Source organism: Pseudarthrobacter sp. TE3704, from assembly GCF_056279405.1.
In genome coordinates, this window is sequence record NZ_JBWCCJ010000003.1 from 625,837 (window position 1) to 649,878 (window position 24,042).

General features: G+C 65.6%; 23 protein-coding genes and 1 riboswitch. Of the genes, 15 read left to right on the forward strand and 8 right to left on the reverse strand.

From position 1 onward, the window contains the following. The 3 genes from dnaK to ACZ9BC_RS10670 all read right to left on the reverse strand — a co-directional run bounded on the left by dnaK (position 1) and on the right by ACZ9BC_RS10670 (position 4,729). Positions 1 to 1,872 (reverse strand): molecular chaperone DnaK, encoded by a 1,872-nt coding sequence (gene dnaK / locus ACZ9BC_RS10660; protein ID WP_079595350.1) that lies wholly within the window; start codon positions 1,870 to 1,872, stop codon positions 1 to 3. Between the two features lie 263 nt (positions 1,873 to 2,135). Then, entirely contained in the window at positions 2,136 to 2,411 is a 276-nt protein-coding gene (locus ACZ9BC_RS10665) for a hypothetical protein (protein WP_476245900.1), read from the reverse strand. 110 nt (positions 2,412 to 2,521) lie between these two features. Further along, entirely contained in the window at positions 2,522 to 4,729 is a 2,208-nt protein-coding gene (locus tag ACZ9BC_RS10670; protein WP_476245901.1) for an MMPL family transporter, read from the reverse strand. Between the two features lie 191 nt (positions 4,730 to 4,920). Here ACZ9BC_RS10670 and ACZ9BC_RS10675 point away from each other — a divergent pair, with 191 nt between their 5' ends. From ACZ9BC_RS10675 to pabB, 8 genes are all read left to right on the forward strand, one after another. Beyond that, complete coding sequence (locus ACZ9BC_RS10675; RefSeq protein ID WP_115523928.1) at positions 4,921 to 5,433, forward strand: MarR family winged helix-turn-helix transcriptional regulator; 513 nt, start codon at positions 4,921 to 4,923, stop codon at positions 5,431 to 5,433. A 57-nt stretch (positions 5,434 to 5,490) separates the two neighbouring features. After that, positions 5,491 to 6,309, forward strand: coding sequence for a methyltransferase domain-containing protein (locus tag ACZ9BC_RS10680; RefSeq protein WP_476245902.1), 819 nt, complete (start codon positions 5,491 to 5,493; stop codon positions 6,307 to 6,309). A gap of 64 nt (positions 6,310 to 6,373) precedes the next feature. After that, positions 6,374 to 6,826, forward strand: a complete 453-nt coding sequence (locus ACZ9BC_RS10685; protein WP_476245903.1) for a hypothetical protein — start codon at positions 6,374 to 6,376, stop codon at positions 6,824 to 6,826. A gap of 92 nt (positions 6,827 to 6,918) precedes the next feature. After that, a complete protein-coding gene (locus tag ACZ9BC_RS10690; RefSeq protein ID WP_476245904.1) occupies positions 6,919 to 7,542 on the forward strand; it encodes a LysE family transporter in 624 nt (207 codons plus the stop codon). Between the two features lie 122 nt (positions 7,543 to 7,664). After that, positions 7,665 to 8,204 (forward strand): low molecular weight protein-tyrosine-phosphatase, encoded by a 540-nt coding sequence (locus ACZ9BC_RS10695; protein WP_476245905.1) that lies wholly within the window; start codon positions 7,665 to 7,667, stop codon positions 8,202 to 8,204. Positions 8,205 to 8,307: 103 nt separating this feature from the next. Beyond that, complete coding sequence (locus ACZ9BC_RS10700; RefSeq protein ID WP_476245906.1) at positions 8,308 to 9,396, forward strand: GTP-binding protein; 1,089 nt, start codon at positions 8,308 to 8,310, stop codon at positions 9,394 to 9,396. A gap of 44 nt (positions 9,397 to 9,440) precedes the next feature. Next, positions 9,441 to 9,563, forward strand: coding sequence for a type B 50S ribosomal protein L36 (gene ykgO, locus ACZ9BC_RS10705; RefSeq protein WP_011693081.1), 123 nt, complete (start codon positions 9,441 to 9,443; stop codon positions 9,561 to 9,563). Positions 9,564 to 9,579: 16 nt separating this feature from the next. Beyond that, positions 9,580 to 11,661: an aminodeoxychorismate synthase component I gene (gene pabB, locus ACZ9BC_RS10710; protein WP_476245907.1), complete on the forward strand. Its 2,082-nt coding sequence runs from the start codon at positions 9,580 to 9,582 to the stop codon at positions 11,659 to 11,661. Between the two features lie 35 nt (positions 11,662 to 11,696). Here pabB and ACZ9BC_RS10715 read toward each other — a convergent pair whose 3' ends face one another. Together ACZ9BC_RS10715 and cls are read right to left on the reverse strand one after the other, a co-directional pair. Beyond that, the gene (locus ACZ9BC_RS10715; protein ID WP_476245908.1) at positions 11,697 to 12,608 is read right to left on the reverse strand and encodes an aldose-1-epimerase; all 912 of its coding nucleotides are present in this window, start codon (positions 12,606 to 12,608) and stop codon (positions 11,697 to 11,699) included. A 97-nt stretch (positions 12,609 to 12,705) separates the two neighbouring features. Beyond that, positions 12,706 to 14,145, reverse strand: coding sequence for a cardiolipin synthase (gene cls / locus ACZ9BC_RS10720; RefSeq protein WP_476245996.1), 1,440 nt, complete (start codon positions 14,143 to 14,145; stop codon positions 12,706 to 12,708). Between the two features lie 129 nt (positions 14,146 to 14,274). Here cls and ACZ9BC_RS10725 point away from each other — a divergent pair, with 129 nt between their 5' ends. Both ACZ9BC_RS10725 and ACZ9BC_RS10730 read left to right on the forward strand, forming a co-directional pair. Then, positions 14,275 to 15,204: an aminodeoxychorismate lyase gene (locus tag ACZ9BC_RS10725; protein WP_476245909.1), complete on the forward strand. Its 930-nt coding sequence runs from the start codon at positions 14,275 to 14,277 to the stop codon at positions 15,202 to 15,204. A gap of 27 nt (positions 15,205 to 15,231) precedes the next feature. Further along, entirely contained in the window at positions 15,232 to 15,696 is a 465-nt protein-coding gene (locus ACZ9BC_RS10730; protein ID WP_476245910.1) for a pyridoxamine 5'-phosphate oxidase family protein, read from the forward strand. Between the two features lie 34 nt (positions 15,697 to 15,730). Here the strand turns inward: ACZ9BC_RS10730 and ACZ9BC_RS10735 are convergent, their stop codons facing one another. Continuing rightward, positions 15,731 to 16,435, reverse strand: a complete 705-nt coding sequence (locus tag ACZ9BC_RS10735) for a TetR/AcrR family transcriptional regulator C-terminal domain-containing protein (protein ID WP_476245911.1) — start codon at positions 16,433 to 16,435, stop codon at positions 15,731 to 15,733. A gap of 225 nt (positions 16,436 to 16,660) precedes the next feature. On the opposite strand from ACZ9BC_RS10735, the gene ACZ9BC_RS10740 reads away from it, so the two are divergent. Next, positions 16,661 to 16,915 carry a hypothetical protein gene (locus tag ACZ9BC_RS10740; protein WP_275727273.1) on the forward strand — a complete coding sequence of 85 codons (255 nt, stop codon included), beginning with the start codon at positions 16,661 to 16,663 and terminating at the stop codon, positions 16,913 to 16,915. A gap of 74 nt (positions 16,916 to 16,989) precedes the next feature. Here ACZ9BC_RS10740 and opgC read toward each other — a convergent pair whose 3' ends face one another. Then, positions 16,990 to 19,458, reverse strand: coding sequence for an OpgC domain-containing protein (gene opgC, locus ACZ9BC_RS10745; RefSeq protein ID WP_476245912.1), 2,469 nt, complete (start codon positions 19,456 to 19,458; stop codon positions 16,990 to 16,992). A 234-nt stretch (positions 19,459 to 19,692) separates the two neighbouring features. After that, a riboswitch (SAM riboswitch) is annotated at positions 19,693 to 19,808 on the forward strand. Between the two features lie 13 nt (positions 19,809 to 19,821). Between opgC and ACZ9BC_RS10750 the strand changes: the two genes are divergently transcribed. The 3 genes from ACZ9BC_RS10750 to ACZ9BC_RS10760 are packed head-to-tail and all read left to right on the forward strand — an operon-like array spanning position 19,822 to position 21,716. Beyond that, complete coding sequence (locus tag ACZ9BC_RS10750) at positions 19,822 to 20,100, forward strand: DUF1737 domain-containing protein (RefSeq protein ID WP_079595376.1); 279 nt, start codon at positions 19,822 to 19,824, stop codon at positions 20,098 to 20,100. Beyond that, complete coding sequence (locus ACZ9BC_RS10755) at positions 20,097 to 20,507, forward strand: rhodanese-like domain-containing protein (protein ID WP_476245913.1); 411 nt, start codon at positions 20,097 to 20,099, stop codon at positions 20,505 to 20,507. The genes ACZ9BC_RS10750 and ACZ9BC_RS10755 overlap by 4 nt, the downstream gene beginning before the upstream one ends. Further along, complete coding sequence (locus ACZ9BC_RS10760; protein WP_476245914.1) at positions 20,508 to 21,716, forward strand: O-succinylhomoserine sulfhydrylase; 1,209 nt, start codon at positions 20,508 to 20,510, stop codon at positions 21,714 to 21,716. It begins immediately after the preceding gene. On the opposite strand, the gene ACZ9BC_RS10765 is transcribed toward ACZ9BC_RS10760, so the two are convergent. After that, positions 21,713 to 22,030: a DUF1905 domain-containing protein gene (locus ACZ9BC_RS10765; protein ID WP_476245915.1), complete on the reverse strand. Its 318-nt coding sequence runs from the start codon at positions 22,028 to 22,030 to the stop codon at positions 21,713 to 21,715. The two genes, ACZ9BC_RS10760 and ACZ9BC_RS10765, sit on opposite strands and share 4 nt — an antisense overlap. 141 nt (positions 22,031 to 22,171) lie before the next feature. On the opposite strand from ACZ9BC_RS10765, the gene ACZ9BC_RS10770 reads away from it, so the two are divergent. After that, positions 22,172 to 23,695, forward strand: coding sequence for an HNH endonuclease signature motif containing protein (locus ACZ9BC_RS10770; protein WP_476245916.1), 1,524 nt, complete (start codon positions 22,172 to 22,174; stop codon positions 23,693 to 23,695). Positions 23,696 to 24,042: the final 347 nt, after the last annotated feature.

Genomic DNA, 24,042 nt, shown 5'->3' on the forward strand with positions numbered 1-24,042 from the left:
CTACTTCTTCGCTTCGTCTTCGTCGATGATCTCGGCGTCGACGATGTCCTCGTCAGCCTTGGAACCTTCGGAACCGGCTGCACCTTCGGCACCTGCGGCACCGGTGGCGCCGTCCGGCGAACCGGCCTGGGCGTAGATGGCTTCGCCCAGCTTGCCCTGCGAAGCCTGCAGCTTCTCGAAAGCGGACTTCACTGCGGCATCGTCGGTGCCTTCGAGGGCCTTCTTGAGGTCGTCGACGTCGCCCTGGACCTCGGTCTTGACCTCTTCGGGCAGCTTGTCTGCGTTGTCGGCGATCAGCTTGTCCACGGAGTAGGCGAGCTGCTCGGCGCTGTTGCGGGTGTCGGTTGCCTCGCGGCGGGCCTTGTCCTCGGCTGCGTGCTCCTCGGCGTCACGGACCATGCGGTCGATGTCTTCCTTGGAGAGCGCGGTGCCGCCGGTGATGGTCATGGACTGTTCCTTGCCGGTGCCCTTGTCCTTCGCCGAGACGTGGACGATGCCGTTGGCGTCGATGTCGAAGGTGACCTCAACCTGCGGGACGCCGCGCGGAGCCGGCGCGATGCCGGTCAGCTCGAACGTGCCCAGCGGCTTGTTGTCGCGGGTGAACTCACGCTCGCCCTGGAAGACCTGGATGGCCACGGACGGCTGGTTGTCGTCAGCGGTGGTGAAGGTCTCGGACCGCTTGGTGGGGATGGCGGTGTTGCGCTCGATCAGGTGCGTCATCACGCCACCCTTGGTTTCAATACCGAGGGACAGCGGGGTGACGTCGATCAGCAGGACGTCCTTGCGCTCACCCTTCAGCACGCCGGCCTGCAGGGCTGCGCCAACGGCCACAACCTCATCCGGGTTCACACCCTTGTTGGGCTCCTTGCCGCCGGCGAGTTCCTTGACCAGCTCGGAGACTGCGGGCATACGGGTGGAGCCACCCACGAGCACGATGTGGTTGATGTCGGAGAGCTTGATGCCGGCTTCCTTGATCACGTCGTGGAACGGCTTCTTGGTGCGCTCCAGCAGGTCCTTGGTGAGGTCCTGGAACTTGGCGCGGGTCAGCTGCTCGTCCAGGTGGACCGGGCCGTCGGGGGTGACGGACAGGTACTGGAGGGAGACGTTGGTGCTGGTGGAGGAGGACAGTTCCTTCTTGGCCTGCTCGGCAGCTTCGCGGAGGCGCTGCAGGGCGATCTTGTCCTTGGAGAGGTCGATGCCCTTGACCTTCAGCTGGTTCAGCAGGTACTCAACGACGCGGTTGTCCCAGTCGTCGCCGCCCAGGCGGTTGTCACCGGCGGTGGCGCGGACCTGGATGGTGGAGAAGTTGTCCTCGTCCTTGCCGACTTCGAGCAGGGAGACGTCGAAGGTGCCGCCGCCGAGGTCGAAGACCAGGATGAGTTCGTCTTCCTTGCCCTTGTCCAGGCCGTAGGCGAGTGCTGCGGCGGTGGGCTCGTTGACGATGCGCAGGACGTTCAGGCCTGCGATTTCGCCGGCTTCCTTGGTGGCCTGGCGCTCGGCGTCGTTGAAGTACGCGGGAACGGTGATCACAGCGTCGGTGACCTTTTCGCCCAGGTAGGACTCGGCGTCGTTCTTCAGCTTCATGAGCGTACGCGCGGAGATTTCCTGCGGGGTGTACTTCTTGCCGTCGATGTCCACCTTCCAGTCAGTGCCCATGTGGCGCTTGACCGAGGCGATGGTGCGGTCGATGTTGTTGACGGCCTGGCGCTTGGCGATTTCGCCGACCAGGACCTCGCCGGACTTTGAGAATGCAACGACGGACGGCGTGGTGCGGCCACCCTCGGCGTTGGCAATAACGGTGGGCTCGCCACCTTCGAGAACGGAGACGACGGAGTTTGTGGTTCCGAGGTCGATACCTACTGCACGTGACATGTGTTGCTTCCTTCTTTCCTTGGAAACTTGCTGGCGCCCTGATATTGAGCGTTCTGCACTCAACTTTACTCAGGGCGCTTCCGATGTCAACCAAAGTTGAGTGGAGTACGCTCAACTTCTGTTCTTGCAGGAGGGCGGAGAGTCTTTGCATTCCTTGGAATGCCGCGGTTTTGCCATATAAAAAGGGCCGACGGCGGCTCTCCTGTTTCGCTATGGGAGAACCACCGCCGGGCTGCTGTCGGCGGGCGTCAGTGCACCAGGGGTTACCTTTCGACGTTCCCGTCGCCGTGCAGGGGGCCGCGCTCGTCGGCCGTGGTGTTGACCTGGCCGTCCGTGAGCCGCTCGCGGATGGCATCCTCCTGGCGGGCGGAGCCGACTGTACCTGCAGGTCCGTAATCCCCGTCCGGATATTCTCCGTCCGCAAGGTTCTCAGTGGGGCTTTCCACGGAGCCGGTATCGCTGTAGTCCCCGCCTTCGCCTTCCAGGCCCGGGGCAGGGCTGCCCTGGCGGGGCTCCTCATAGGCGTCGTATTCGCTCATGTGGCATCTCTCCTTCGAGTTCCGCGTCCATACGGGCACATGCGCAGTTTATCGAGCAGCGGACCCGGTCGACAGGGCCCGGATACGGCCTTCCGCAAAGCCCCGCGGCTTTACCGGCGGCCAGCACCTTCCAGGTCTGTCTCCGGGCTGGTGCCGGCGCCGGAGCGCGCAGCAGTATCCGCCTCCGGCCGTCCCAGCTTGCTCGGCCACCAGATCTTCGGGCCGATGTCGTAGGCCAGGGCAGGTACCAGCAGCGAGCGCACCAGCACGGTGTCCAGCAGCACGCCGAAAGCCACAATGAAGGCCAGCTGCACCAGGAACATGATGGGGATGACCCCCAGCGCGGCGAACGTCGCGGCCAGCACCACACCGGCCGAGGTGATGACCCCGCCGGTGACGCCCAGGCCGCGGAGGATGCCGGGGCGGGTGCCGTGCTTCAGGGACTCCTCGCGGACCCGGCTCATCAGGAAGATGTTGTAGTCCACGCCCAGCGCCACCAGGAACACAAAACCGAACAGCGGAACGGTGGCGTCGGCGCCGGGGAAGCCCAAGATGTTGTTGAAGACCAAGGCTGACACGCCCATGGCTGCGGCGTAGGACAGCACGACGGAGAGCACCAGCAGGACCGGGGCCACCACCGAGCGCAGCAGCAGCATCAGGATGAAGAGGATCACCACCAGGACCACCGGGATGATGATCACCAGGTCACGCTGGGCGGTGGTGTTGGTGTCCAATGCGGTGGCCGTGACGCCACCCACCAGCGCCCCGGGGTCCACGGCCTTGACGTCGTTGCGGAGGGCCTTGACGGCTTCCTCGGCTTCCAGTGAATCAGCGGCAGAGCTCAGGGTGGCATTGATCAGCACCCTGCCCTCGCGGACGTCCGGCTCGCTGGGAGTGCCCGGGGCCCCGGTGATGGGCACACTGCCCTCAGCCAACAGGTAGGCCTCGCCCACGCCGTCGGCCGCCTTCACGCTGTTGAGGACCTCCTGGGCCTTGCCCTGGTCCGCCACCACGACGGCGGGGCTGCCGCTGCCCGCGTCGAAGTGGCGAGCCAGGGCGTCCTGGCCGTCAACAGCATTGGAGGCGGAGAGGATCACGTCCGTCTGCGGCACGCCGTTGGCCTTGAGCTGCAGGACGCCGGCCGAGGCCGCCACGAGCAACAGGACCGAGGCAACCCAGATAGTTCGCGGCCTCCGCGACACCAGGGAGCCGGTGGCGCGCCACAGCCCCTTTTGGCCTTCCAGCCCGGTGACCAGTTCCGGTTCTCGCTCTTCGGCGGGCACCAGCTTGGGGCGGAAAGGCCAGAAGGCTGCGCGGCCCAGGAGCGCCATCAGGGCGGGCAGGAGGGTCAGCGCGGCGAACAGCGAACAGAGGATGCCCGCGGCGGCCACGGGACCGAGCGCCTTGTTGGAGTTGAGGTCCGAGAAGAGGAGGCACAGCAGGGCAATGATCACCGTGGCGCCCGAGGCCAGGATGGGCTCGAAGGATGCTTTCCAGGCTGTCAGGACGGCCCCGGTGCGGTTGGTGGTGTGTGTCAGCGCCTCGCGGAAGCGCGCCACATACAGCAGGGCATAGTCCGTAGCGGCGCCGATCACCAGGATGGAGAGGATGCCCTGGCTTTGGCCGTTCAGCTGGATCCAGCCGGCCTTGGCCATTCCGAAGACCAGGAGGATGGCGGCGCACAGCGCAAAGACGGACGTCAGGAGGACCATGATGGGCAGGAGCAGCGACCGGTAGACGATCAGCAGGATCACGAACACGGCGGCCAGCGCCACCAGCAGCAGGATCCCGTCAATGCCGGCGAACGCCGCGGTGAGGTCGGCCGCCAGGCCTGCGGGGCCGGTGACGAAGGCCTGCATCCCGGCAGGCGCCGCTTCAGCCACCGTGTCCCGCAGCTCCTGGACGGCTTCCTTGATTTCCGTCGATTCATTGACCGGGACGATGAACTGGACGGCTTTGCCGTCTTCGGACGGAATAGGCCCGACGACGGCGCTGCCCAGTTTCAGCTCTTCCAGTTCCGTCCGGAGGCCGGCCACTTCGCCCAACTGGGCCGGGGTGAAAGGTGCGCCGCTTTCAATAACGATGACGCCGGGAACCTCGTCCGAATCCCGGAACCTTGCCTGCCAGTCCTGGGCAGCCGTTGCCTCGGCGCTTGCCGGCAGGAACGAGGCCTGGTCATTCGAGGACACTTCCTCCAGCCGTCCAAAGGTGGGTCCGCCCACGCCCGCGATCGCAAGCCAGGTGAGCACCAGGATGACAGGGAGGAGCCAGCGCAGCCAGAACGGGACACGTTCCTTGCCAGCGGTGTGATGTTTCATGATGCCTTCCGGAGGGGACAGGGGCGTAGACTTGTTCCACAACAGAGTATCTCCATAATAGAGATAAGTGCCAGTCAAGCTTTTTTCTTTTGCTTCACCGGTACACGGGTCGCTGGGCTGCTGAAGTAATATCCGTCAGGACGGTCCGGCAGATCCGGTGCGGGTGAGTGACGAAGAATGAAGGAGGTGGCATGGCAGGCAAGGAACCCTCCGGCGTGCAGGCTCCTCCCGCAGGCCCCGTACCCAATGGCGGCCCCCACCCCCTGGTCCGGCTCCTTCAGGACTTCACGATCGAAGCCAACCGGTACGTCGATGCGGCCGGGGGCCGGAAAGACATGCACCGGACGGACCTGAACGCCCTGGCCGTCATCATGCGGCACACGGCCAAGGGCAGCGTGGTCACGCCCGGCATCCTCCGCAAGGAGCTGCACCTGAGTTCGCCGGCCACCACCGCCCTGATCGACAGGCTGGACAGCTCTGGCCACGTGGTCCGCGAGCGCGGCACCTCGGACCGGAGGCAGGTCCAGCTCAAGATGACGCCCAAGGCATACCAGGAGGGCGGCGCCATCTTCGGCCCGCTCGCACGCCACATGGGGACCGCCATGGCCAGCTTCTCCGAGGATGAACTGGAGACCGTTTCCCGGTTCATGACGGCGATGGTGGAAGCAACGGTGGCGGCGCGGGACGAAACCTCCAGCGAGTAGCGACAAACGCGCTTTTCACGACGTTAAATGCAGCCCGGTTGGGGGTAGCGTTTGGTTATGAGTGCCCAGCAGCCTGAAGACGACGTTTACACGCACGGACACCACGAATCGGTGGTCCGCGCCCATGCCGCCAGGACCGCAGAGAATTCCGCCGCGTTTGTCCTGCCGCACCTGACGCCGGGCTCGGACGTCCTGGACGTCGGCTGCGGCCCGGGCACCATCACCTGCGATTTCGCCACCCTTGTCAGCCCCGGAAAAGTCACCGGCCTGGACCGCTCACCGGACATCATCGCCCAGGCGCAGGCCCTCGCCGTCGAGCGCGAGGTGCCCAACGTGGAGTTCGTGGCCGGAAACATCTATGACCTGGACTTCGAGGACGAAACCTTCGACGTGGTCCACGCCCACCAGGTGCTGCAGCATCTTACCGATCCGGTTGAGGCTCTCCGGGAGATGCGCCGCGTGGCCAAGCCGGGCGGCATCGTTGCCGTGCGGGACGCCGATTTCCACGGCATGAGCTGGTATCCCGCCATCCCTGAACTGGACGAGTGGATGGACCTGTACCAGCGCATCGCGCGGCGGAACGGAGCAGAGCCCGACGCCGGTCGGCGGCTGGTCAGCTGGGCCCAGGCGGCGGGCTTCACGGACGTCGCCCCCACCAGCAGCAACTGGCTTTACGCCACTGGCCAGCAGCGCCGCTGGCAGGCGCGCGTCTGGGGCGAGCGGGTACTTCACTCCGCCTTCGCGGAGCAGGCACTGGAGTATGGCTTTGCCAATCCCGCGGACCTGGCGCGCATCTCAGCAGGCTGGCACCGCTGGGGGTCCACAGACGACGGCTGGTTCCTGATCCCCAATGGAGAGGTCATCGCCCGGGCATAAGTCCTTGTCCACATAGCCTGTGCTTGTACTCCCGCCTGCAACTCCGGGTCCATAGCATCGAAGCATGATCATCCAAGCAGGCTTCGACCTCGAGTTCCTTGCACGTCTGCTGATAGCTCCCGCTGGCGAACTCCTACCCCGGCTCGTCCTGATTGAGCTGGACGCCGACATGCAGTTTGGAGACATTGCGCTTGTCAGCTGCCAATTCGACGGGAGGCTCAAACCCCATTACGACACCATCCTGCGTCATTTGGATCAGGACTCGACGCGGTACTTTGCGATCGCACATGCCGGGTGCTGGCCGGAGTGCGCTGACATCCATGAACCGGTCCTCGTAGAAGCGGAGGAGTTGCGGGAACTGGCCCTTCACCGTGGATTCGTCATGATCGGACATTTCGGCCTCGATGATGCCGGGTACATGTCGAACGGACCCCACTACTATTTTGACCGCTATCGCCTGGGCCTGCCGTGCACAATGGACCATTGGGTGCATTCAAAGCACGGGAAATGCGGCTGACCTTTCGGGTGACCCACCTGGAAAACCGCGCCTCCAAACGACCACATTGTGGTGACGGCTGTCGCCGCACGTGTGCCGAGTAGGATTGTGAGGTGCAATTTTCCCTTTGGCTGGCTCTGGCCGGCGCCGGCGCCCTGATCAGCTTCACCCCGGGCGCGGGGGCCATCAACACCATGAGCAACTCGCTGAACGCCGGTTTCCGGCGCTCGATGTGGGGAATCCTCGGGCAGCAGGCAGCCCTGGTGGTCCACGTGGTGATCGTGGCCCTGGGGGTGGGCGTGCTGGTTGCCAGCTCCCCGGTGGCTTTCAACGTGATCCGCTATGCAGGCGCCTCGTACCTCGTGTACCTGGGGGTCCGGCAGTTCCTCAGCAAGCCGGACATTGAAGAGGACAAGGCTGAGGCCCTGCGGAACGAGCCGGCCTGGTCGATCTTCCGGCGCGGGTTGTGGGTCAACCTGCTCAACCCAAAGGCCATCGTCTTCTTCCTCGCGTTCATGCCGCAGTTCATCCGGCCCGAACAGCCCCTCTTCGCGCAGTATGCGGTGCTCACCGCCACCATTGTGGGCATCGACATCCTGGTGATGTGGTTCTTCTTCGCCGCCACAGCCAGGTCCTTCCAGCGTTTTACCCAGACCAGCCGTGGACAGTTGCTCCTCAGCAAAGTGTTTGGCGTGCTGTTTGTGGCCGTCGGAATCCTGCTTGCCCTGATCCACTAGCCCGTCCGGGGCGGCTCAAAAGTGCGGGAATGGCACGGATAGTCATCGTTCTTTACAAGCCTGTCAACATTTATGAATCGGGCCCTAGCCAACAGGGCCAATTAGCGCGCATGCTTACTTTCATGAACTCAGCGTCGAGCCCATACCGCGTCATTGCCGTCTGCACCGGCAACATCTGCCGCTCCCCCATGGCTGAACTTATGCTGAGGGCGGCCCTGGAGCGGGAAGGGCTGGACAGAATGGTAGCCGTGGACTCGGCCGGAACCACAGGTTATGAGGCGGGCCGGCCCATCGATCCCCGCGCCGCCCGCAAACTGGCGGTTACGCACCTTGCTTCCGAACTTCACATTGCCCGGGAATGGATTCCCGACTGGTTCCGTGAACGGGACCTGATCCTGGCGCTGGACGTCGACCACTACGCCTGGCTGAGCGAGGCGGCCCCGGACCGCGAGTCACTGGAAAAGATCCGCATGCTGCGCAGCTTCGACCCCAAAGTGGCCGGCCGGGACATGCTGGACCAGGGGATTGAGGACCCCTGGTACGGCGGGCAGGCCGATTTCGACACTGTATGGCGCCAGATCAGCGCCGCCCTGCCAGGCATCGTGGACCACATCAGGACGGCAGTGCTCCGGGACGTCCACCGGGAGAAACAGACCCTCTGAAGTTCCGTCCGATGGAGGGCCTCCACAGGCAGGCACAACACGGCGTGCGGGACTGACGTGGCAGCGCTTGTAATTGAGAATGATTCTCAACTACTCTGCTTGCATGCACCTGATCGTTGTCAGTTCCCTTGATGCCCTCTGCCGCCAGCAGGCCTGCGAGGGCCTGGCTGCCGCCCACCCGGGAAGCCTGGTGATCCTCCACGACCTTTTGGAAAACGGACTCGTCATCCGCCGCGTGTACAGCGGCTCCATAATGCTGGAACGGGACGAAACCACGCTGGAGCACGGCTGCCTCAGTTGTGCGGTCCGCCTGGACCTGGTCCCGGCCGTCGACCGGTTGATTGAGGAAAATCGGGGTCAGCCGATCATCATCGGCCTGCCTCCGGCCGTGCCTGCGTCGGTCGCCGTTTCCGCATTGGACCGGGGCCTCAGGAGCCCGGCCCGGGTTTCCTCCGCCATCCTTGCCTGTGCCCCGGACGCGGTGGAGGACCACATCTGGGACCCGCACACGCTGTTCGAGTCCGGGTTTACTCCGGTGGCCGATGACGAGCGCACACCCGGTGAATTCCTGCTCGGCGAACTCGCGTTTGTGGACACCGTCCTGCCGGCAGAACCGGATATCGTTCCGGCTGATCCCGTGGGGCGGAAACGTGGCCTGCACCTGATCCGGGAAGTGGCCCCGCATGCAGACATTGCACCCGGCGCCGCAGCTGTCCGACCCGGCCTGCACCGGTATGCGGAGGCCGTGGCAAGGACAGCTCCGGGGACCATCCAGGAGCCCCGCCCGGACGGCAACGGCGCCGGCTCGCCGTTCACCACCGTGTTCCAGCATGTTGAGCGCCCCCTCCATCCCGGACGTTTCCGCCGGGCGCTGGGCATCCTCGCCCAGGGCTGCTGCGTCCTGCGGGGCCAACTGTGGGTCGCCTCCGCGCCCGAATGCCGGATAGCAATCCAGGGCATCGGCCCGCGGGTCTGGCTCGAAAACGTGGGCGGCTGGCCGGAGGGGCGGCCCGGGAAGCAGTCCGCGGTGCGCGCACTGGCCCCTGCCGCCGCCACCGTGATTGCCGCAACGGGAGAGGACCTGGATCCGGAGGAGTTCGAGAGGCTCCTGCGGAACTGCGAGCTCACCGACGAGGAACTGGCATCCGGTGAGGGCCTGCACGACCCCTTCGGCCTCCGGCCTGCCAGCTAGCACCCGCCGATTCATCATCAAAAAACAAACAAAGGAAGAACACCATGAAGGTACGCAATTCACTACGGGCACTGAAGAAGATCCCGGGGGCACAAATTGTCCGCCGCCGCGGCAGGACCTTTGTCATTAACAAGAAGAACCCCCGGATGAAAGCCCGGCAGGGATAACGGTACGCTCTAATCCATGAGCCCAGCCCCCGTCATCATCGCCGTCGACGGGCGCTCGGGCGCAGGGAAGACCACACTCGCCGTCGAACTGGCGGCCCGCCTGCGCGTTCACCACAAGGTCTCCCTCTTCCACCTCGAAGACATCTACCCCGGCTGGAACGGCCTCGCGGCCGGCGTCGAACGCTACGTCTCCACCGTCCTCGGCCCGCTGAGCCGGGGGGAGGCGGCAACATGGATCAGCTGGGACTGGGAGAAACATTACGACGGCGACCACAAGGTAACGCTTCCCGCAGAGATCGTCATCGTGGAGGGAGTGGGGGCGGCAGCGGCGGAAGCGCGTCCGCTCCTGAGCGCCGTGATCTGGGCCGAGTCGCCGGACGACGTGCGGCGGACCCGGGCACTGGACCGCGACGGTGACACCTATGAACCCTACTGGGACCAGTGGGCGGCGCAGGAAGAGGAATGGCTGGCGCGCGATGACGTCCCGCGGCACGCGGATGTCCGCGTCAACAATCTCGCAGACGGTTCCGCGGTGACCGACCTGCTGCAACTCCTCCCCTACCTCCCGGCACTGGCCCCGGTCCTGGCACCCGAACTGTCCGCCCGCCGCGGCCTCAGCCTCAGGGCAAGGCGGCTGGACCGGCTCCCGGACGCCCCGGCCCTGTTCCGCTCCCTCTATGGCGGCTCGGCCAACGCCGTCTGGCTGGACTCGTCCAACGCCGCTGCCGCTGGTTTCCAGCCAGGCGGGGAGGACCTGGCGGAAAAGACAGCCGCCGGGCGCAGCCGCTTCAGCATCATGGCGGACGACGGCGGCACTTTCGGCCAGGCAGTGACCCACCGCTCCGGGGAAAGCCTGATCAACACGAGCTCCGCGGCGGTCCGGGTGAACGGACCGTTCTTCCGGTGGCTCGACACCGTTTGGGGCCGCCGGGCCGTCCGTGCGCCCGAAGGCTACCCGGGCCACTTCACACTGGGCTGGCTGGGGTGCCTGGGCTATGAGCTCAAGCGCGAAACCGGTGGTACCGACCTGCCTGCACCCACCCCTGACGCCGCGCTGATCTTCGCAGGCAGGGCCGTGGTGCTGGACCACGCCGAGGGCACGGCCTGGCTCCTCGCCCTGGAGGCTCCGGACGCGGAGGACTGGCTGGACGCCGCGGCAGCGGCCGTCGAAGACGCGGCGCAACGGCAAGAAGGAACCCCTCCCGGCGGCAGCACCGGCGTCGTACTCCCTGCAGCGCCGGCCTTTCACAGCCGCGACACAGGCGTGGAATATCGGGAAAAGATTGCCGCTGCCCAACACGAGATCGCCGAGGGAAACACCTACGAGGTCTGTCTGACCACAACACTGTCAGCCCGCGTGCCGGCCGACACCTTGGACCCGTGGAGCATGTACCTGGCGCTTCGCCGAAGGAACCCCGCACCCTTCGCGAGCTTCCTCCGGCTGGGCAACGTCACGGTAGCCAGCACCTCCCCCGAACGGTTCCTCAAGATAGCGTCCGACGGCGGCATGCGCGCCGAACCGATCAAGGGCACCAGGCGCCGGGCTGCTGATCCGGCCGAGGATGCACAGCTGCGCACCGATCTGGCCACGTCATTGAAGGACCGCGCGGAGAACATCATGATTGTCGACCTGCTGCGGAACGACCTCAGCCATTTCGCCGCCCCAGGTTCCGTCACGGTTAGCCGGCTCTGCGCCATCGAGAGCTACGCCACCGTGCACCAGATGGTCAGCACCATTGACGCCCGCCTCCTGCCCGGATCGTCCCGGGCGGAGGCAGTTGCGGCCTGCTTCCCGGCGGGCTCGATGACCGGCGCGCCCAAAATCAGCACCATGGCCATCCTCGACCAGCTGGAAGGCGAACCGCGGGGGCTCTATTCCGGCGCCATTGGATACTTCTCGCTGAACGGCGCAACGGACCTCGCCGTCGCCATCCGGACCCTGGTGATCAGCGCAGACGGGAACGGAACCGCGGAACTGACGCTCGGCGTCGGCGGCGCCATCACCGCCGACTCGGTGCCGGACGAGGAGTACGAGGAGATCCGCACCAAGGCATATGGAGTGCTGTCCACGCTGGGTGCGGAGTTCCCGGGCGCCTGATGTGCCGCGCCGCGGCAGGCACAGCCTCAGGTTGTCTATCCCTCCAAGGCATGGATCCTAAACACGAGCTCATGCGATTGGCCGGACTGCAGGACAACAAGGTCGTGACCCGAGTTGAAAGCGTCGGGCGGGCAGCTCATCGGCTCAACAGCCAGTCCCTTACGGCCGCGCAGCTCTCCCGAGTAGAGCTGCAGCCACGGCGCCTGGGCTCCCGTCGATTGCACGACAGCCGCAAGCTGCAGGGCAGGGTTGCGGAGGGTGACGTCCCACTCCCCCTCCGGGAGGCCGGTGAAGGCATGGTCCAGCGACTGTGAAGCGATCATGCGGGCGTCCGAGAAATCGAAGTCGGTGCCCTGGGTGTCAACAAGCTCCGTGGGCCGGAGCTTTTCGTCAGTCAGGAGTACTTTGCCCGCCCGGAAGCTCAACTCGCAGTTGGAGATGTCCTCACCGCCCACTGTGAGGTAAGGGTGGGAGCCACAACCGTAGGGCGCCGGTGTTGTGCCGACGTTGACAGCACTGAGCGCGACGCGAAGCCCCGTGTCCGCGTCAAGCGCATAGGACGCTGAGAGCGCGAGCGGAAAGGGATACCCGGGTTCGCCGTGCAGCAGGTGCGCCAGCGTCACGGCGGCCTGCGTGCGCTGCTCCATCCGCCATTCGCTCCATAGGGCAAGCCCGTGCAACGCACTGCCGGTGGCCACCTCGTTCACCGGCAACTCATAACGCTGCCCGCCAAAGGAATAGGTTCCACCGTTCACCCGGTTTGGCCACGGCATAAGCGTCTTGCCTGCGTAAGCGGGAGGCAGTTCGTCGGGAGGGAAGGGCAGGACCAGGTCTTGCCCCCGGAAAGACAGGCTGTGCAGCCCTGCCCCCACTGTGGTGACAACTGCTGTGTAGTCTCCTGCTTCAAGGGTGACGAGCTCACCGTTGGTGTTGACAATGGACGGCATCAGGTTTCCTTTCTCAAGGCGGCAGTCAGGATCAGCTCTGGTTGGCGTGGTTTTGTTTCCCGCGGGTCTTGCCCAGTTACTTACTGCACTGTTTTTCCTACTGCACCGTTGCCGTCAGCCGGGCCACGTTGTCCACGTACCGCGCCGCCAGCGGACGGTTGAGCCAGTCCGCCAGCCGTAGTTCATGGGAAATGTCCCGGTAGGTGTCCTCCACCGCGCGCATCTTTGCCACGATGTCGTCACCCAGCAGCATCACGGACACTTCAAGGTTGAGCGAGAACGAGCGCATGTCCATGTTGCTGGAGCCCAGGACCGCCACTTCGTCGTCGATGGTGAAGTGCTTGGCGTGCAGCACAAACGGTGCCTTGTAGAGGAAGATGCGCACGCCCGCCTCCAGCAGCGCCTCGTAGTAGGAGCGCTGGGCGTGGTGGACCAGGAACTGGTCGCCTTTCTCGGAAACAAACAGTTCCACGTCCACACCGCGCTGGGCGGCCGTGGTGATGGCGTAGAGCAGCGAATCGTCCGGCACGAAGTAAGGGCTGCAGATGGAGATGCGGTGCTGGGCCGAGTAGATCAGGGTATTGAACAGCCGCAGGTTGTTTTCCGTGATGAAGCCCGGGCCGCTGGGGACCACCTGCGCCGTGACCTCGCCGGGATGGGGGTTCGCGGGGAGGTGCAGCTGGTGCTCCAGGGACTCGTCCGTTTCACTGAGCCAGTCGGTGGCGAAAACAACGTTCAGGGTGGTGACGATGGGGCCGCGCAGGCACGCCATCAGCTCCACCCACTCGCGGCCGGCCTTGCGGTGCCGGGGGTTGTTGTAGGAGGGCTCGATGAGGTTCTGCGACCCCGTGAAGGCGATCTCGCCGTCGATCACCATGATCTTGCGGTGGTTCCGGAGATCGGGCCGGCGCCACTGGCCATGGATGGGCATGAGCGGCAGCATCCGCTTCCACTGGATTTTGCCGGCCTTGAGGCGTTTGAGGAGGTTCCTGTAGCCCTGGACCCGGAGGGTGCCGATGTGGTCGAAGAGCACCCGCACTTCCACCCCGCGCTCGGCCGCTTCCTCAAGGGCGGTGAGCAGGTCATTGGTGATGTGGTCCGTGCTCATGATGTAGAACTCGGCGTTGACGAACTTCTTCGCCTTCCGCACTGCCTCCGTCATGGCCAGGATGGAGTCCGGGTAGCCGGGAATGAGGTCCACCGCGTTGCCGTCCACCATGGGCAGGGAGCCCAGCCTGCGGTTCAGCTCGGCCGCAGACTTCACCCATTCAGGGCCGGGGTAGACGCTTTCGACGTCGGCGAGGGAGGAAATGCCAGCGCGCACCCGGTCATTGACCTGCTGCTGCTGCTCGCGGCGGCGGCTGGACAGCTTGAAGTTGCCAAAAAGCAGGAACAGGACGATGCCCACAAAGGGCACAAAGAAGATGCCCAGCAGCCAGGCCATGGCGGTGGTGGGGCGCCGGTTTCCCGGAATGATTCCCAGGGCAAGCACCCTGATGGCCAGATCGGCGACGGCAAGCAGCACCACTACCCACATCGGCGCGGAGCCGGCAAGCGAAAATGGCCACAACACGAGAAAACCCCCGGAACATGGGCTCCCGGCGGGCGGTTCCGGCCGGGGCACTCCGCCCAGCTTATCCGCGTGGCGCCGCACTAAGCTGGAGCCATGACCTCTCCAGCTTCCGTGGTTCTCGTTTTCCTCGACCCCGCTTTCCCCGACGGCCGGCCGGCCGACGCGACCAAGCCGCAGCTGATGGTCACGGACCAAGGCGCCACACGGGGTGACGGTATCTTCGAAACCATGCTGGCCGTGGGTGGGACGGTCCGCAAGCTGCAGGCACACCTTGACCGGCTTGGCGGTTCCGCCGAGGCGATGGACCTTAGGATCCCGGATCAGGACGCGTGGCGGCGCGCCATTGCGACCGGCCTCGCGGAGCACCGGTCCCAGTACCCGGCGGCCTCCGCTTCCGAGGATGAGCTGGTGGTCAAGCTGATGGTAACCCGGGGCGTCGAAGGTGCCCCCAACCCCATCGCCTGGGTGCAGGTGTCACCCGTAGGGGAGGCAGGACGCCGGCAACGCGAAACGGGCATCGATGTCATCCTCCTTGACCGCGGCTACGACAGCGACGCCGCCGAACGTGCCCCCTGGCTCCTCCTCGGTGCCAAGACCCTCTCCTACGCTGTGAACATGGCCGCCCTGCGCCACGCCCATAAGCAGGGCGCAGACGACGTCATTTTCTTCTCCTCCGATGGTCGGGTCCTGGAGGGCCCCACGTCCACCGTGCTGCTCGCCCATGTGGAAAAATCCGACGACGGGACTTCCGTTAAGCGCCTCATCACGCCCCAGCTGGACAGCGGCATCCTGGCCGGGACATCCCAGGGTGCCCTGTTCACCGCCGCCAAGGCTGCGGGCTGGGAGCTGGGTTACGGCCCGCTGGAACCCCGGGACCTCCTCGACGCTGACGCCGTCTGGCTGATCTCGAGCATCCGCATGCTTGCCCCCGTGAACCGGATAGACGGCAAGGAGATCGGCACGCCTTCGCTCCAGAAGGAGCTGACCGCGGAGCTGAATGAATTGTTCGCCGGTATTCAATAACGATTTTCAGGGCCGTAGGGTGTGGTCATGACTACTCACGAGCAGCCCACCGGGAACCTGACCTTTGATGAGTGCTGGGAATTGCTTGACGGTGACACCCTTGGCCGGCTGGCCGTTGTGGTGGACGACCACCCCGAGATCTTCCCGGTCAACTACGTAGTCCACCGCCGAAGCATCGTTTTCCGCACCTCCGGAGTCACCAAGCTCTGGAACGCCAAGGAGGAACGGCCCGCTGCCCTCGAAATCGACGGTTACGATCCCCACACCGAAGAGGCCTGGAGCGTGGTGGCCCGCGGCGGCACCGGAGTCATTGAGGACCAGGCTGACAAGGACGCCGTGGACAGCACGGGGCTGGAGGCATGGCAGCCGGGCGAGAAGGTCCACTACATCCGCCTGTCAGCACGCGCACTCACCGGCCGGCGTTTCAAGGTCACCCGGCCGGATGTCTGGAACACGCGGGTTCAGGACCGGAGACGGGCCTCGTTCGAGTAGGTGCGCGGGTGCGTCTCCGCCGCAGGCGGGGCAGCTAAGACGGGGAATGCGCAGGCTGCAGCGAGAGCTGGGATTCCAGCCCGGACAGCAGGATGGTGAGCCCCTGGTCGAGTTCGGCCGAGCCGTCGTACTCCGCGAGTGCCGGCGCCAGCGCGCGGAGCAGGGGGAATTCCTTGGCAGGCAACCGGTGGAGCCCCAGCCGCAGCAGTACCTCGTTCTCCTCCGGGTCCACCACGAATTCCTGCAGCTCGTTCAGGATGTGGCCATACAGGAAGCCGTAGTATGCGCGGTAGACGTGCAACGCGTCCGGCGGCGAAAATCCTGCCCCGACCAGCAACGCGAGGATCTGTTCGAGCGGACGCAGGGTGCCGAGCGGCCGGAGGCCCAGCGGCGTGGACAGCGGCCGGGTCACCAGCAGCGGCACCACGTTCGGGTGCTGCAGCGCCAGCAGCCGCAGATTGTGGGCAATCTGCCGGAGCTGGGCTTTCCAGTCCGGGTCTTCTTCGTGGACAGGGAGTTCGTTGAGCACCAGTTCTGAGACCCCGTCCAGCAGTGCGGCCCGGTTCTCGGCGTAGCGGTAAAGGCTCATGGGGTCCCGGCCAAGTTCCTGGCCGAGGCGGCGCATGGTCAGCGCGTCCAGGCCTTCGGCGTCCACGAGTTCCAGGGCCGTGGCCAACACCAGTTCCCGGCTCAGCCTGGCCTTGCGGTCGGCAGCCGGAGCGCTTTTCGGGGAAGCCATTGTTTCCATCCTGGAGGGGCGGTGCAGGGTCCAGCGGTAATTCCAGACGCTTGCTGTATTTGTAGTCTACGAGTAAAGTCTACATTGTAGATGCAGCGTTTACGCCGCATCCGGACCTCATTTCTTTCGGGGCCCACCTCACACTCCATTGCCCCGTGCACGGCAGTTGAGGCTTGCTGCTGTAGCCGAACGGCGGCGCCACGCACTTAGCGAAGGGACGCCGTCATGGCTAATTCGCAGTTCGACCTTTTCCTCCACGAAGCCACCTACATCGATCAGTCCTCGGACTCGACGCTCGACCAGGACCGCCTTTACGGCCTCTACACCAGCTGGTGCTTCATCAACCAGCAGGCCCCCGGTCCGGAGTCAAAGTTCTGGGCGGCCATGAAAAACAGGATCACGCCGGGGCACACGGGCCTTCGAATGAAGGGCCCCGCCGCTGCGGACTACATCATGACCAGCTACCCCGGACTCGTCTAAGAGCCCACACAAAAGGGCGTGAACCGCCGGCACCTGGCCGGCGGTTCACGCCCTTTCAGTTTGTTAGAGCCCGCCTACGTGGGAATGATCCGGAAGAGGAATCTGGTCCGGACCATGACCCACAGGAGCCCCAGTACCGCGGCGTAAGCGGCAGTGTTAAGCAGCACGTTCTCCTGCTGCAGTGCCGGAATGTTGGCCACGACGGCGATCAGCACCACATGCATGATGAACACGTACAGGGTGGCGCGGCCCAGCGGAATCAGGAACCAGCCGAGCGCGCGCTGCACTGGCTTCCAGTACGCGGTGAGGAAGGCGTAGGCCGCCACCACCAGGACCAGGACGTTGAGCAGCCGTCCCGGCGCAAGGTACGTCCGGGCGAACAGCCCGTCGTAGAGCGACCGGTACAAGGGGTCCGGGATGATGGCCAGGCGGGTGTCAAAGCCGTTGGCCAGGTAGGGGTTGCCCCAGGAGAGGAACGCAAACAGCAGTGCGACGGCGGTGCACGCGGCCACCACCCAGATCCTCGCCGAGAGCCAGGCAACGATGCTGTGCCGGTGGTACCCCGCCACCAGTCCGATCACGAACAGCACCTGCCATACGAGCAGCGGGAACGAGTCCTCGAACTGCGAAGGAAGGAGCCGGAAACGGGTCAGCGAGCCTGCGGCGTAAACCGCCAGGGCACCGGCCAGAACCCAGACGGCTTTGCCGCGGTTGAGCGCCGCAAGGATCAGCGGGCTGACCAGGAGCAGCACCACGTAAAGTCCCATCACGTTGAACTGCCACGGGCCAAACTGCAGCAGCAGGATGGCAGGCAGCACCTGCGGCGGCACCGGGAACTGGAACAGGGACTCCATGCCAGCATAGAGGTCGTAGGTTCGTCCGGCGCCGTCGTGCCCAGCGCCGCCGGTTCCCTGGTCCACGAAGGTGGTCAGGGCGTCGGTCCGGAAGATCGGCAGCAGCGAGGCCAGGAAGACGCCGATGAGTACTATCAGCGCGGTCAGGTAGAGCTTGCCCGCCCTCCGAGAGGTGAGGTCCACCACCGTTCCGAAGTCATCCTTGGCCCTGGGCCCGTACACCATACCCACCACCAGGCCGGAGAACAGGACGAACAACTCGGCGCCCGAGACGAACCCCACCGCTTCCTGCGTGAGCAACTGGAACAGCGAGGTCATACCCAGGTGGTTGACCACAACAAAAACAATGGCCAGGCCGCGCAGCATATCCACCCGGGAGTCCCGGCTGGACGGGTCTGAGTATCCCCACGCCGTTGCGGCATTGACCCGGCGGGGAATCTGCCACAGGGCGACCAGGAGGATGAGGAGCGCCGCCCCCACTGTCCACGCAGCCGCCCCGGTGAGGGTGTTGGCCCGCACGAACGCACTGCCGGAGCTGACCTCGGTGACGGGGCCGGTGACGATGGGGGACGCTTCCAGCCTGCCCAAGGCGGCCTTGGCGATGCCCGGGTTTCCGGTGAGCAGCCAGTCGATGCTTGCCACTCCGGTGTCCCGGGTACTGGTCCGCTCGTCCCACATCACCGCCCCCGTCATGCGGAACTTGGCATCAGTGGCCGTCCCCACTACCTGGTCCCACCAGCTGGTTTTGATGTCCGCTTCCGGGGCTCCACCGGAAGCCGGGCTGTAAAACGCGGCGGTCTGCAGGAGGAACGGCTTGTCCCGCCCCTCCGAATAGGTGGCGTAGAAGTTCTCCCCGCCGGAGGCCGTCAGCATCTCCTGCAGCTCCCCTGCGCGGGGGACGGTATTGACCGCCGCACCGCCGGCTGTGTCGTCGTGATAGGCGGTCAGGCCCACCCAATCCACGGCATCGTCCCCGGGATAGTAGGGGGCATAGGCTGAGTCTCCGCCGTCCCACTGGCCGTCACCGTTGGTGTTAAGCAGCGCGAACCCTTCACTTCCCTGCGCAGGCGCGTTCCGGTTCCGGCCGAACGGATAGTCCGTGCCCAGGTACGGTTCCCAGACCATCACCGTGCCGCCGTCAGCCTCCCGGAACGCCGCCGTCACGGCCTGGAACGCGCCGCGGTAGGCAGCGGGCTGCTGGCCCCACTCAACCCAGCTTGCGTTCATGTCCGGGGCAAACCGGATCAGCAGCTGGCCCTTGAAGGTGGAAGCAAGCTCCCGCACCTCGCCGGCGAAGGCTTTCGCGGCCGCGCCGTCAATCTGATCCAGCGGCACCGTCGGTTTCACCGTGAGCATCGCGTGGGCGCCCTGCAGCGAGGACTGCTCCAGGAAGCCCTCAATGTCGTCCTGCTCCGATGGACGGTAGGGAAAGGTGATGTCATGGCCAAAAACGGCCGGTGACGCACCCAAGCGGCCCGCAAAATCGGCGGCGGTATCCTCGCCCCATTCAAGGACTGCGCCCAGCAGCGGCTTCCCCTCTTCCGGAAAGCTCCGTGCGGCCTGCGCGGGCCCGGCGGGGAGCACTACGGCGATGAGGGCCATCAGCACCACGGCGAGGAGTGCCAGGGTTTTCCGGTGGAGGGGCACGGTGGATGACCCGGCGCGGACTCGAGGCACGGCTGTACGCATGCTGATGGGACCCCCTGCTGATGACCTGGTGACGGGGCGATGCCCCACGTGAACTCTATCCGGACGCAGGCCTGGCGGACGGTAAGGAACGCCCGCCCACCTGCGGCGATACCGCCGTCGGACGTTCCCTCGCTTAAGTGCGCAGCGTCGCCCACCACGCGCCGGACCGTTCAGTTACGGAACATGACGACGGCGGCGGTGCGGCTCCGCGTGCCAGATGTTACGTTTTTGGGGAGTAATGAGTACCGGCGCCAAGCCCTGACTGGCCGGTCGGCAACCCTCCCTTTCGCGGCGGGGTGCCTCAGGTGAATACTCGGCATGTCGACCGATTCGAGCTGCAAGCGTGAGAGAAGGAGATCCGTCGTGTCTGACGCACCTGCCCCTGAAGAAAAGCTGTCCTACCGCCTTATCAGTGGCCCGGACGACCGCGCATTCTGCGAGCGGATCTCAACCGCGCTGGCCGAGGGCTATGTCCTGCACGGCAGCCCGGCAGCAACGTTCAACGGCAGCAGCGTCATCGTTGCCCAGGCCCTGGTCCTGCCGGCGGCCATCGCTTCGGCCGACGCTGCCGTCGCCACTGCTGTTGACAACCTGGAGTCAGGCACCGAGGACCTCGAGTTCGACGGCGAGGGCCACGCATGAGCTACGCAGGAGACCTGACGCCTGAGGAAGCCTGGGCCAAGCTGGAGCAGGGCGCCATCCTGGTGGACGTGCGCACCGAGGGCGAATGGGCCCACATCGGCATTCCGGACACCAAGACCACTGACAACGATCCCCTGTTCATCCAGTGGACGTTCCCGGGAGGCATTCCCAACCCCGATTTCATCAAAGACCTGAGCCAGCAGGCGCCGGAGGACAACGGGACCGAGCTGCTGTTCATCTGCCGCTCCGGCCAGCGCTCCATCTCCGCGGCCATCGCCGCCACGCAGGCCGGTTTCACCTCGTACAACGTCCTGGAGGGCTTCGAGGGTGAGCCGGACCGCTACGGCGAACGCACCGTCAACGGCTGGAAGAACCGCGGCCTGCCGACCAACCTGGGAAAGAACTAAGTGACCTTCAATAACGACGCCGCCGGCTGGAGCCCTGACACCCAGGCAGTCCGCGGCGGGCTGGACCGCACCAATTTCCAGGAAACCAGCGAGGCCGTGTTCCTGAACTCGGGCTTCGTGTACGAATCCGCTGCCGCCGCCGAGCGGGCATTCACGGGTGAGGACGAGCGCTTCGTCTACTCCCGGTACGGCAACCCCTCGGTGGCCACATTCCAGGAGCGGCTCCGCCTGCTCGAGGGCACCGAAGCGTGCTTCGCGACGGCGTCGGGCATGTCCGCGGTGTTTACCGCACTGGGCGCGTTGCTGGCTGCCGGCGACCGCGTGGTTGCCGCCCGTTCGCTGTTCGGGTCCTGCTTCGTGATCCTGAACGAAATCCTGCCCCGCTGGGGCGTGGAGACGGTCTTCGTGGACGGCCCGGACCTGGAGCAGTGGCGTGAGGCCCTGTCCCAGCCCACCACCGCCGTCTTCTTCGAATCGCCGTCCAACCCGATGCAGGAGATCGTGGACATCGCCGCGGTCAGCGAACTTGCGCACGCCGCGGGTGCCACCGTCGTCGTCGACAATGTCTTTGCCACTCCCCTGCTGCAGCGCTGCGGCCAGCTCGGAGCCGACGTCATCGTTTACTCCGGCACTAAGCACATTGACGGCCAGGGCAGGGTGCTGGGCGGCGCCATTCTGGGCACCAAGGAATTCATTGACGGACCCGTCAAGCAGCTGATGCGCCACACCGGCCCGTCGCTGTCCCCGTTCAACGCGTGGGTGCTCACCAAGGGCCTGGAGACCATGGCCCTGCGCGTCAACCACTCTTCCGCGACCGCCCTGCGCCTCGCCGAGTGGCTGGAGCAGCAGCCCGCTGTGAGCTGGGTGAAGTACCCGCTCCTGAAGTCCCACCCGCAGTACGAGCTTGCGGCCAAGCAGATGCGCGCCGGCGGTACGGTGCTCACCCTGGAGCTTGCTCCGTCCGGCGGCCGCTCGGGCAAGGAAGCCGCCTTCGCACTGCTGGACGGTCTGCGCATCATCGACATCTCCAACAACCTTGGCGATTCCAAGTCCCTGATAACGCACCCTGCCACCACCACGCACCGCGCCATGGGGCCGGAAGGCCGTGCCGCCATCGGCCTGAGCGACGGCGTGGTGCGGCTGTCCGTGGGGCTTGAGGACGCCGACGACCTGATCCGGGACCTGGAACAGGCCCTCAAACAGATCTAGTTCTGCGGAGCATTGTCCGGCTGGAAGTCCAGCCGGACTTCCACGGTGTCCCCGGTGCCGATCCCGGCTTTGTCCCTGACGGTCTTCTTGACCGGCAGGAGATAGGTGCCGCGTTTGGTGTCGGGGAACAGCGAGGTCTGCCAGGAGTGGCCTCCGATGTCGGCTGTCACCTTTACCGCTCCGAAGGCCTTGCTGCTGGCAGCGGTCCGCTCCTTGATGTCATCCGCCACGTCCGCAGGCAGGGTGACGAAATGCCAGCCCGCTTCGCCGGGGTTGAGCCATACCTCGGCGTGGAATTCGTACGACGGCGTCACGCGCCTGAGTATGCCACGTCGCCTTCCCGGCGTGCTACGACCCGCGGCCCTGCCAGCTAACGGCCAGACGCCGGTTACCCTGACCACCGGGCTGGATGCGCTGCCCCATGCTTTGTCAGACCCCCCTGTCATAGTTTGGGTATGGCGGGCAGGGCGGCATTGGAAGCGTTGGAGGTCCTTGAGGCGTCCCTTGCTGAGCTGGGTGCTGTGCTTCGTGGGAGCGGTGAGGGTTTTGATCCGTTGCGGGAGCAGGCTGATCGGAGCTTGGACGGGCTGGCCGGGGTCGCCCGGCTTGAGGCCGGGACTGCTGCGTTGAAGGTGCATCTGGCTGCAGGGTATGCAGAAGCTGCCAAGGCTGTGGCGTCACGGGCAACGGGGCCGTCCGGGGCGGTGGCGCAGGAAGCGTCGATGGTCGCCGAAGTCGCGGGTGTGTTGACCATTGGTGCGAGGGCTGCCGGTGTGCTGCTGGAGCAGTCGCAGGTACTGGCCAATGTTTTGCCGTTGACCTTGGCGGGTTTGCAGGACGGGAGCTTGTCGTGGGCGCACGCGAAGGTGGTGGTTGAGGAAACGGCCACGCTGGATCGGGCCGGGGCGGCGGCGTTGGAGGGGCATTTCCTGGGCCCGGACGCACCGAATCCGGCCCGCGGGTGTGCGGGGCCGGGGGAGTTGGTGCCGCACCGGTTCCGGCATAAGGCCCGGACCTGGCGGGAACGCCACCATCCCGAATCCCTTGAAAAGCGCCACGCGAGGAGTGTTGCGGAGCGGCGGGTGGAGCACCGTCCGGACGTGGACGGGATGGCCTGGTTCCACGCTTACCTGCCGGCGGACACGGCGTCGGCGATGTGGAACCGGACCAGGGCGCTGGCCCGGGGATTGCAGGGCCCGGACGAGTCCCGCACCCTGACCCAGCTCTGCGCCGACATCTTCGCCGACGCCGTCCTCAGCAACGGACAGGGCGGGCAGAACGGGCAGAACGTGCAGGATTCCGGCGGTACGGTTGCGGATGTCCGCACTCCGCACGCGGAGGTCCTGGTTACGGTGCCCGTGTTCTCACTCCTTGGCCTGACGGATGAACCGGCGATGCTCGACGGCCACGGCCCCATCCCGGCGTCAATGGCCCGGAAGCTCGTCGCGGGCGGGGCTGGCTCGTTTTACCGGGTCCTGGTGGACCCGCGGGACGGGGCGCCGCTGGAAATCGGCCGCACCAGCTACCGGATCACGAAAGCCATCCGGCGGTGGCTGCGGCTGCGGGACGGCAAATGCCCCTTCCCCGGCTGCAGCAACAACTCCCTGGACAACGAAGCAGACCACATTCTCGCCTGGCATCACGGCGGGACTACCGGGATCAGCAACCTGGGCCAGCCCTGCCCGAAGCACCACCGCCTCAGGCACACCAGCGGCTGGACACCCACCCCGGCCACAAAAAACGAACCACCCGGCTGGATTTCACCAACAGGCCGCCGCTACAAAAGCGAACACCAGGACTGGGAACCACCGCAATGGCCCGGGAATCTGAGCGCGGAGCCGAAACCGGTGCCGACTTCAAATGCGAACCGGTCACACCCCGCACGGTGTGATGCAGTGGACGGCTACCCGGACTTGGTCCACCTTGGGCCGTCCCCGGGAGAAGACGCCCTGGAACAAATCCTGTACTCCGGCGGTTGAACTCCCGGCTGAGCACCCCCTCACTTGCCGTGTGGATCCGCGCCCTCATTCAGCGGTCTCCTAGCCAAGAAGCCCCAACTGGTCCGGAGTGTCGATGTCCTCGCCGGTGGACCGCTCCGGGTTCTGATGTACCCGGCACCTCCACCAGAGGAACCACCTGGCGACAACCTCCTGGACATCGACGAACTGCCACCCGACGATCCGCTGTGGGAGGAGTTCTACGCCATGCCCGTTGTCCTGCCTGAGGACCCCTGCAGAAACTGGGAACTCCTACCGTCCTGGGTGCCTGTGCCTTTGCCTGTGCCTGTGCCGGCAGGCCACGGGACCGTTGACCCAATATCGAGCAA

Bases quoted from the DNA above. Each gene is read 5' to 3' on its own strand.
- dnaK (WP_079595350.1), bottom strand. From the start codon at position 1,872: ATGTCACGTGCAGTAGGTATCGACCTCGGAACCACAAACTCCGTCGTC.
- ACZ9BC_RS10665 (WP_476245900.1), bottom strand. From the start codon at position 2,411: ATGAGCGAATACGACGCCTATGAGGAGCCCCGCCAGGGCAGCCCTGCC.
- ACZ9BC_RS10670 (WP_476245901.1), bottom strand. From the start codon at position 4,729: ATGAAACATCACACCGCTGGCAAGGAACGTGTCCCGTTCTGGCTGCGC.
- ACZ9BC_RS10675 (WP_115523928.1), top strand. From the start codon at position 4,921: ATGGCAGGCAAGGAACCCTCCGGCGTGCAGGCTCCTCCCGCAGGCCCC.
- ACZ9BC_RS10680 (WP_476245902.1), top strand. From the start codon at position 5,491: ATGAGTGCCCAGCAGCCTGAAGACGACGTTTACACGCACGGACACCAC.
- ACZ9BC_RS10685 (WP_476245903.1), top strand. From the start codon at position 6,374: ATGATCATCCAAGCAGGCTTCGACCTCGAGTTCCTTGCACGTCTGCTG.
- ACZ9BC_RS10695 (WP_476245905.1), top strand. From the start codon at position 7,665: ATGAACTCAGCGTCGAGCCCATACCGCGTCATTGCCGTCTGCACCGGC.
- ACZ9BC_RS10700 (WP_476245906.1), top strand. From the start codon at position 8,308: ATGCACCTGATCGTTGTCAGTTCCCTTGATGCCCTCTGCCGCCAGCAG.
- ykgO (WP_011693081.1), top strand. From the start codon at position 9,441: ATGAAGGTACGCAATTCACTACGGGCACTGAAGAAGATCCCGGGGGCA.
- pabB (WP_476245907.1), top strand. From the start codon at position 9,580: ATGAGCCCAGCCCCCGTCATCATCGCCGTCGACGGGCGCTCGGGCGCA.
- ACZ9BC_RS10715 (WP_476245908.1), bottom strand. From the start codon at position 12,608: ATGCCGTCCATTGTCAACACCAACGGTGAGCTCGTCACCCTTGAAGCA.
- cls (WP_476245996.1), bottom strand. From the start codon at position 14,145: ATGTGGGTAGTGGTGCTGCTTGCCGTCGCCGATCTGGCCATCAGGGTG.
- ACZ9BC_RS10725 (WP_476245909.1), top strand. From the start codon at position 14,275: ATGACCTCTCCAGCTTCCGTGGTTCTCGTTTTCCTCGACCCCGCTTTC.
- ACZ9BC_RS10730 (WP_476245910.1), top strand. From the start codon at position 15,232: ATGACTACTCACGAGCAGCCCACCGGGAACCTGACCTTTGATGAGTGC.
- ACZ9BC_RS10735 (WP_476245911.1), bottom strand. From the start codon at position 16,435: ATGGCTTCCCCGAAAAGCGCTCCGGCTGCCGACCGCAAGGCCAGGCTG.
- ACZ9BC_RS10740 (WP_275727273.1), top strand. From the start codon at position 16,661: ATGGCTAATTCGCAGTTCGACCTTTTCCTCCACGAAGCCACCTACATC.
- opgC (WP_476245912.1), bottom strand. From the start codon at position 19,458: ATGCGTACAGCCGTGCCTCGAGTCCGCGCCGGGTCATCCACCGTGCCC.
- ACZ9BC_RS10755 (WP_476245913.1), top strand. From the start codon at position 20,097: ATGAGCTACGCAGGAGACCTGACGCCTGAGGAAGCCTGGGCCAAGCTG.
- ACZ9BC_RS10770 (WP_476245916.1), top strand. From the start codon at position 22,172: ATGGCGGGCAGGGCGGCATTGGAAGCGTTGGAGGTCCTTGAGGCGTCC.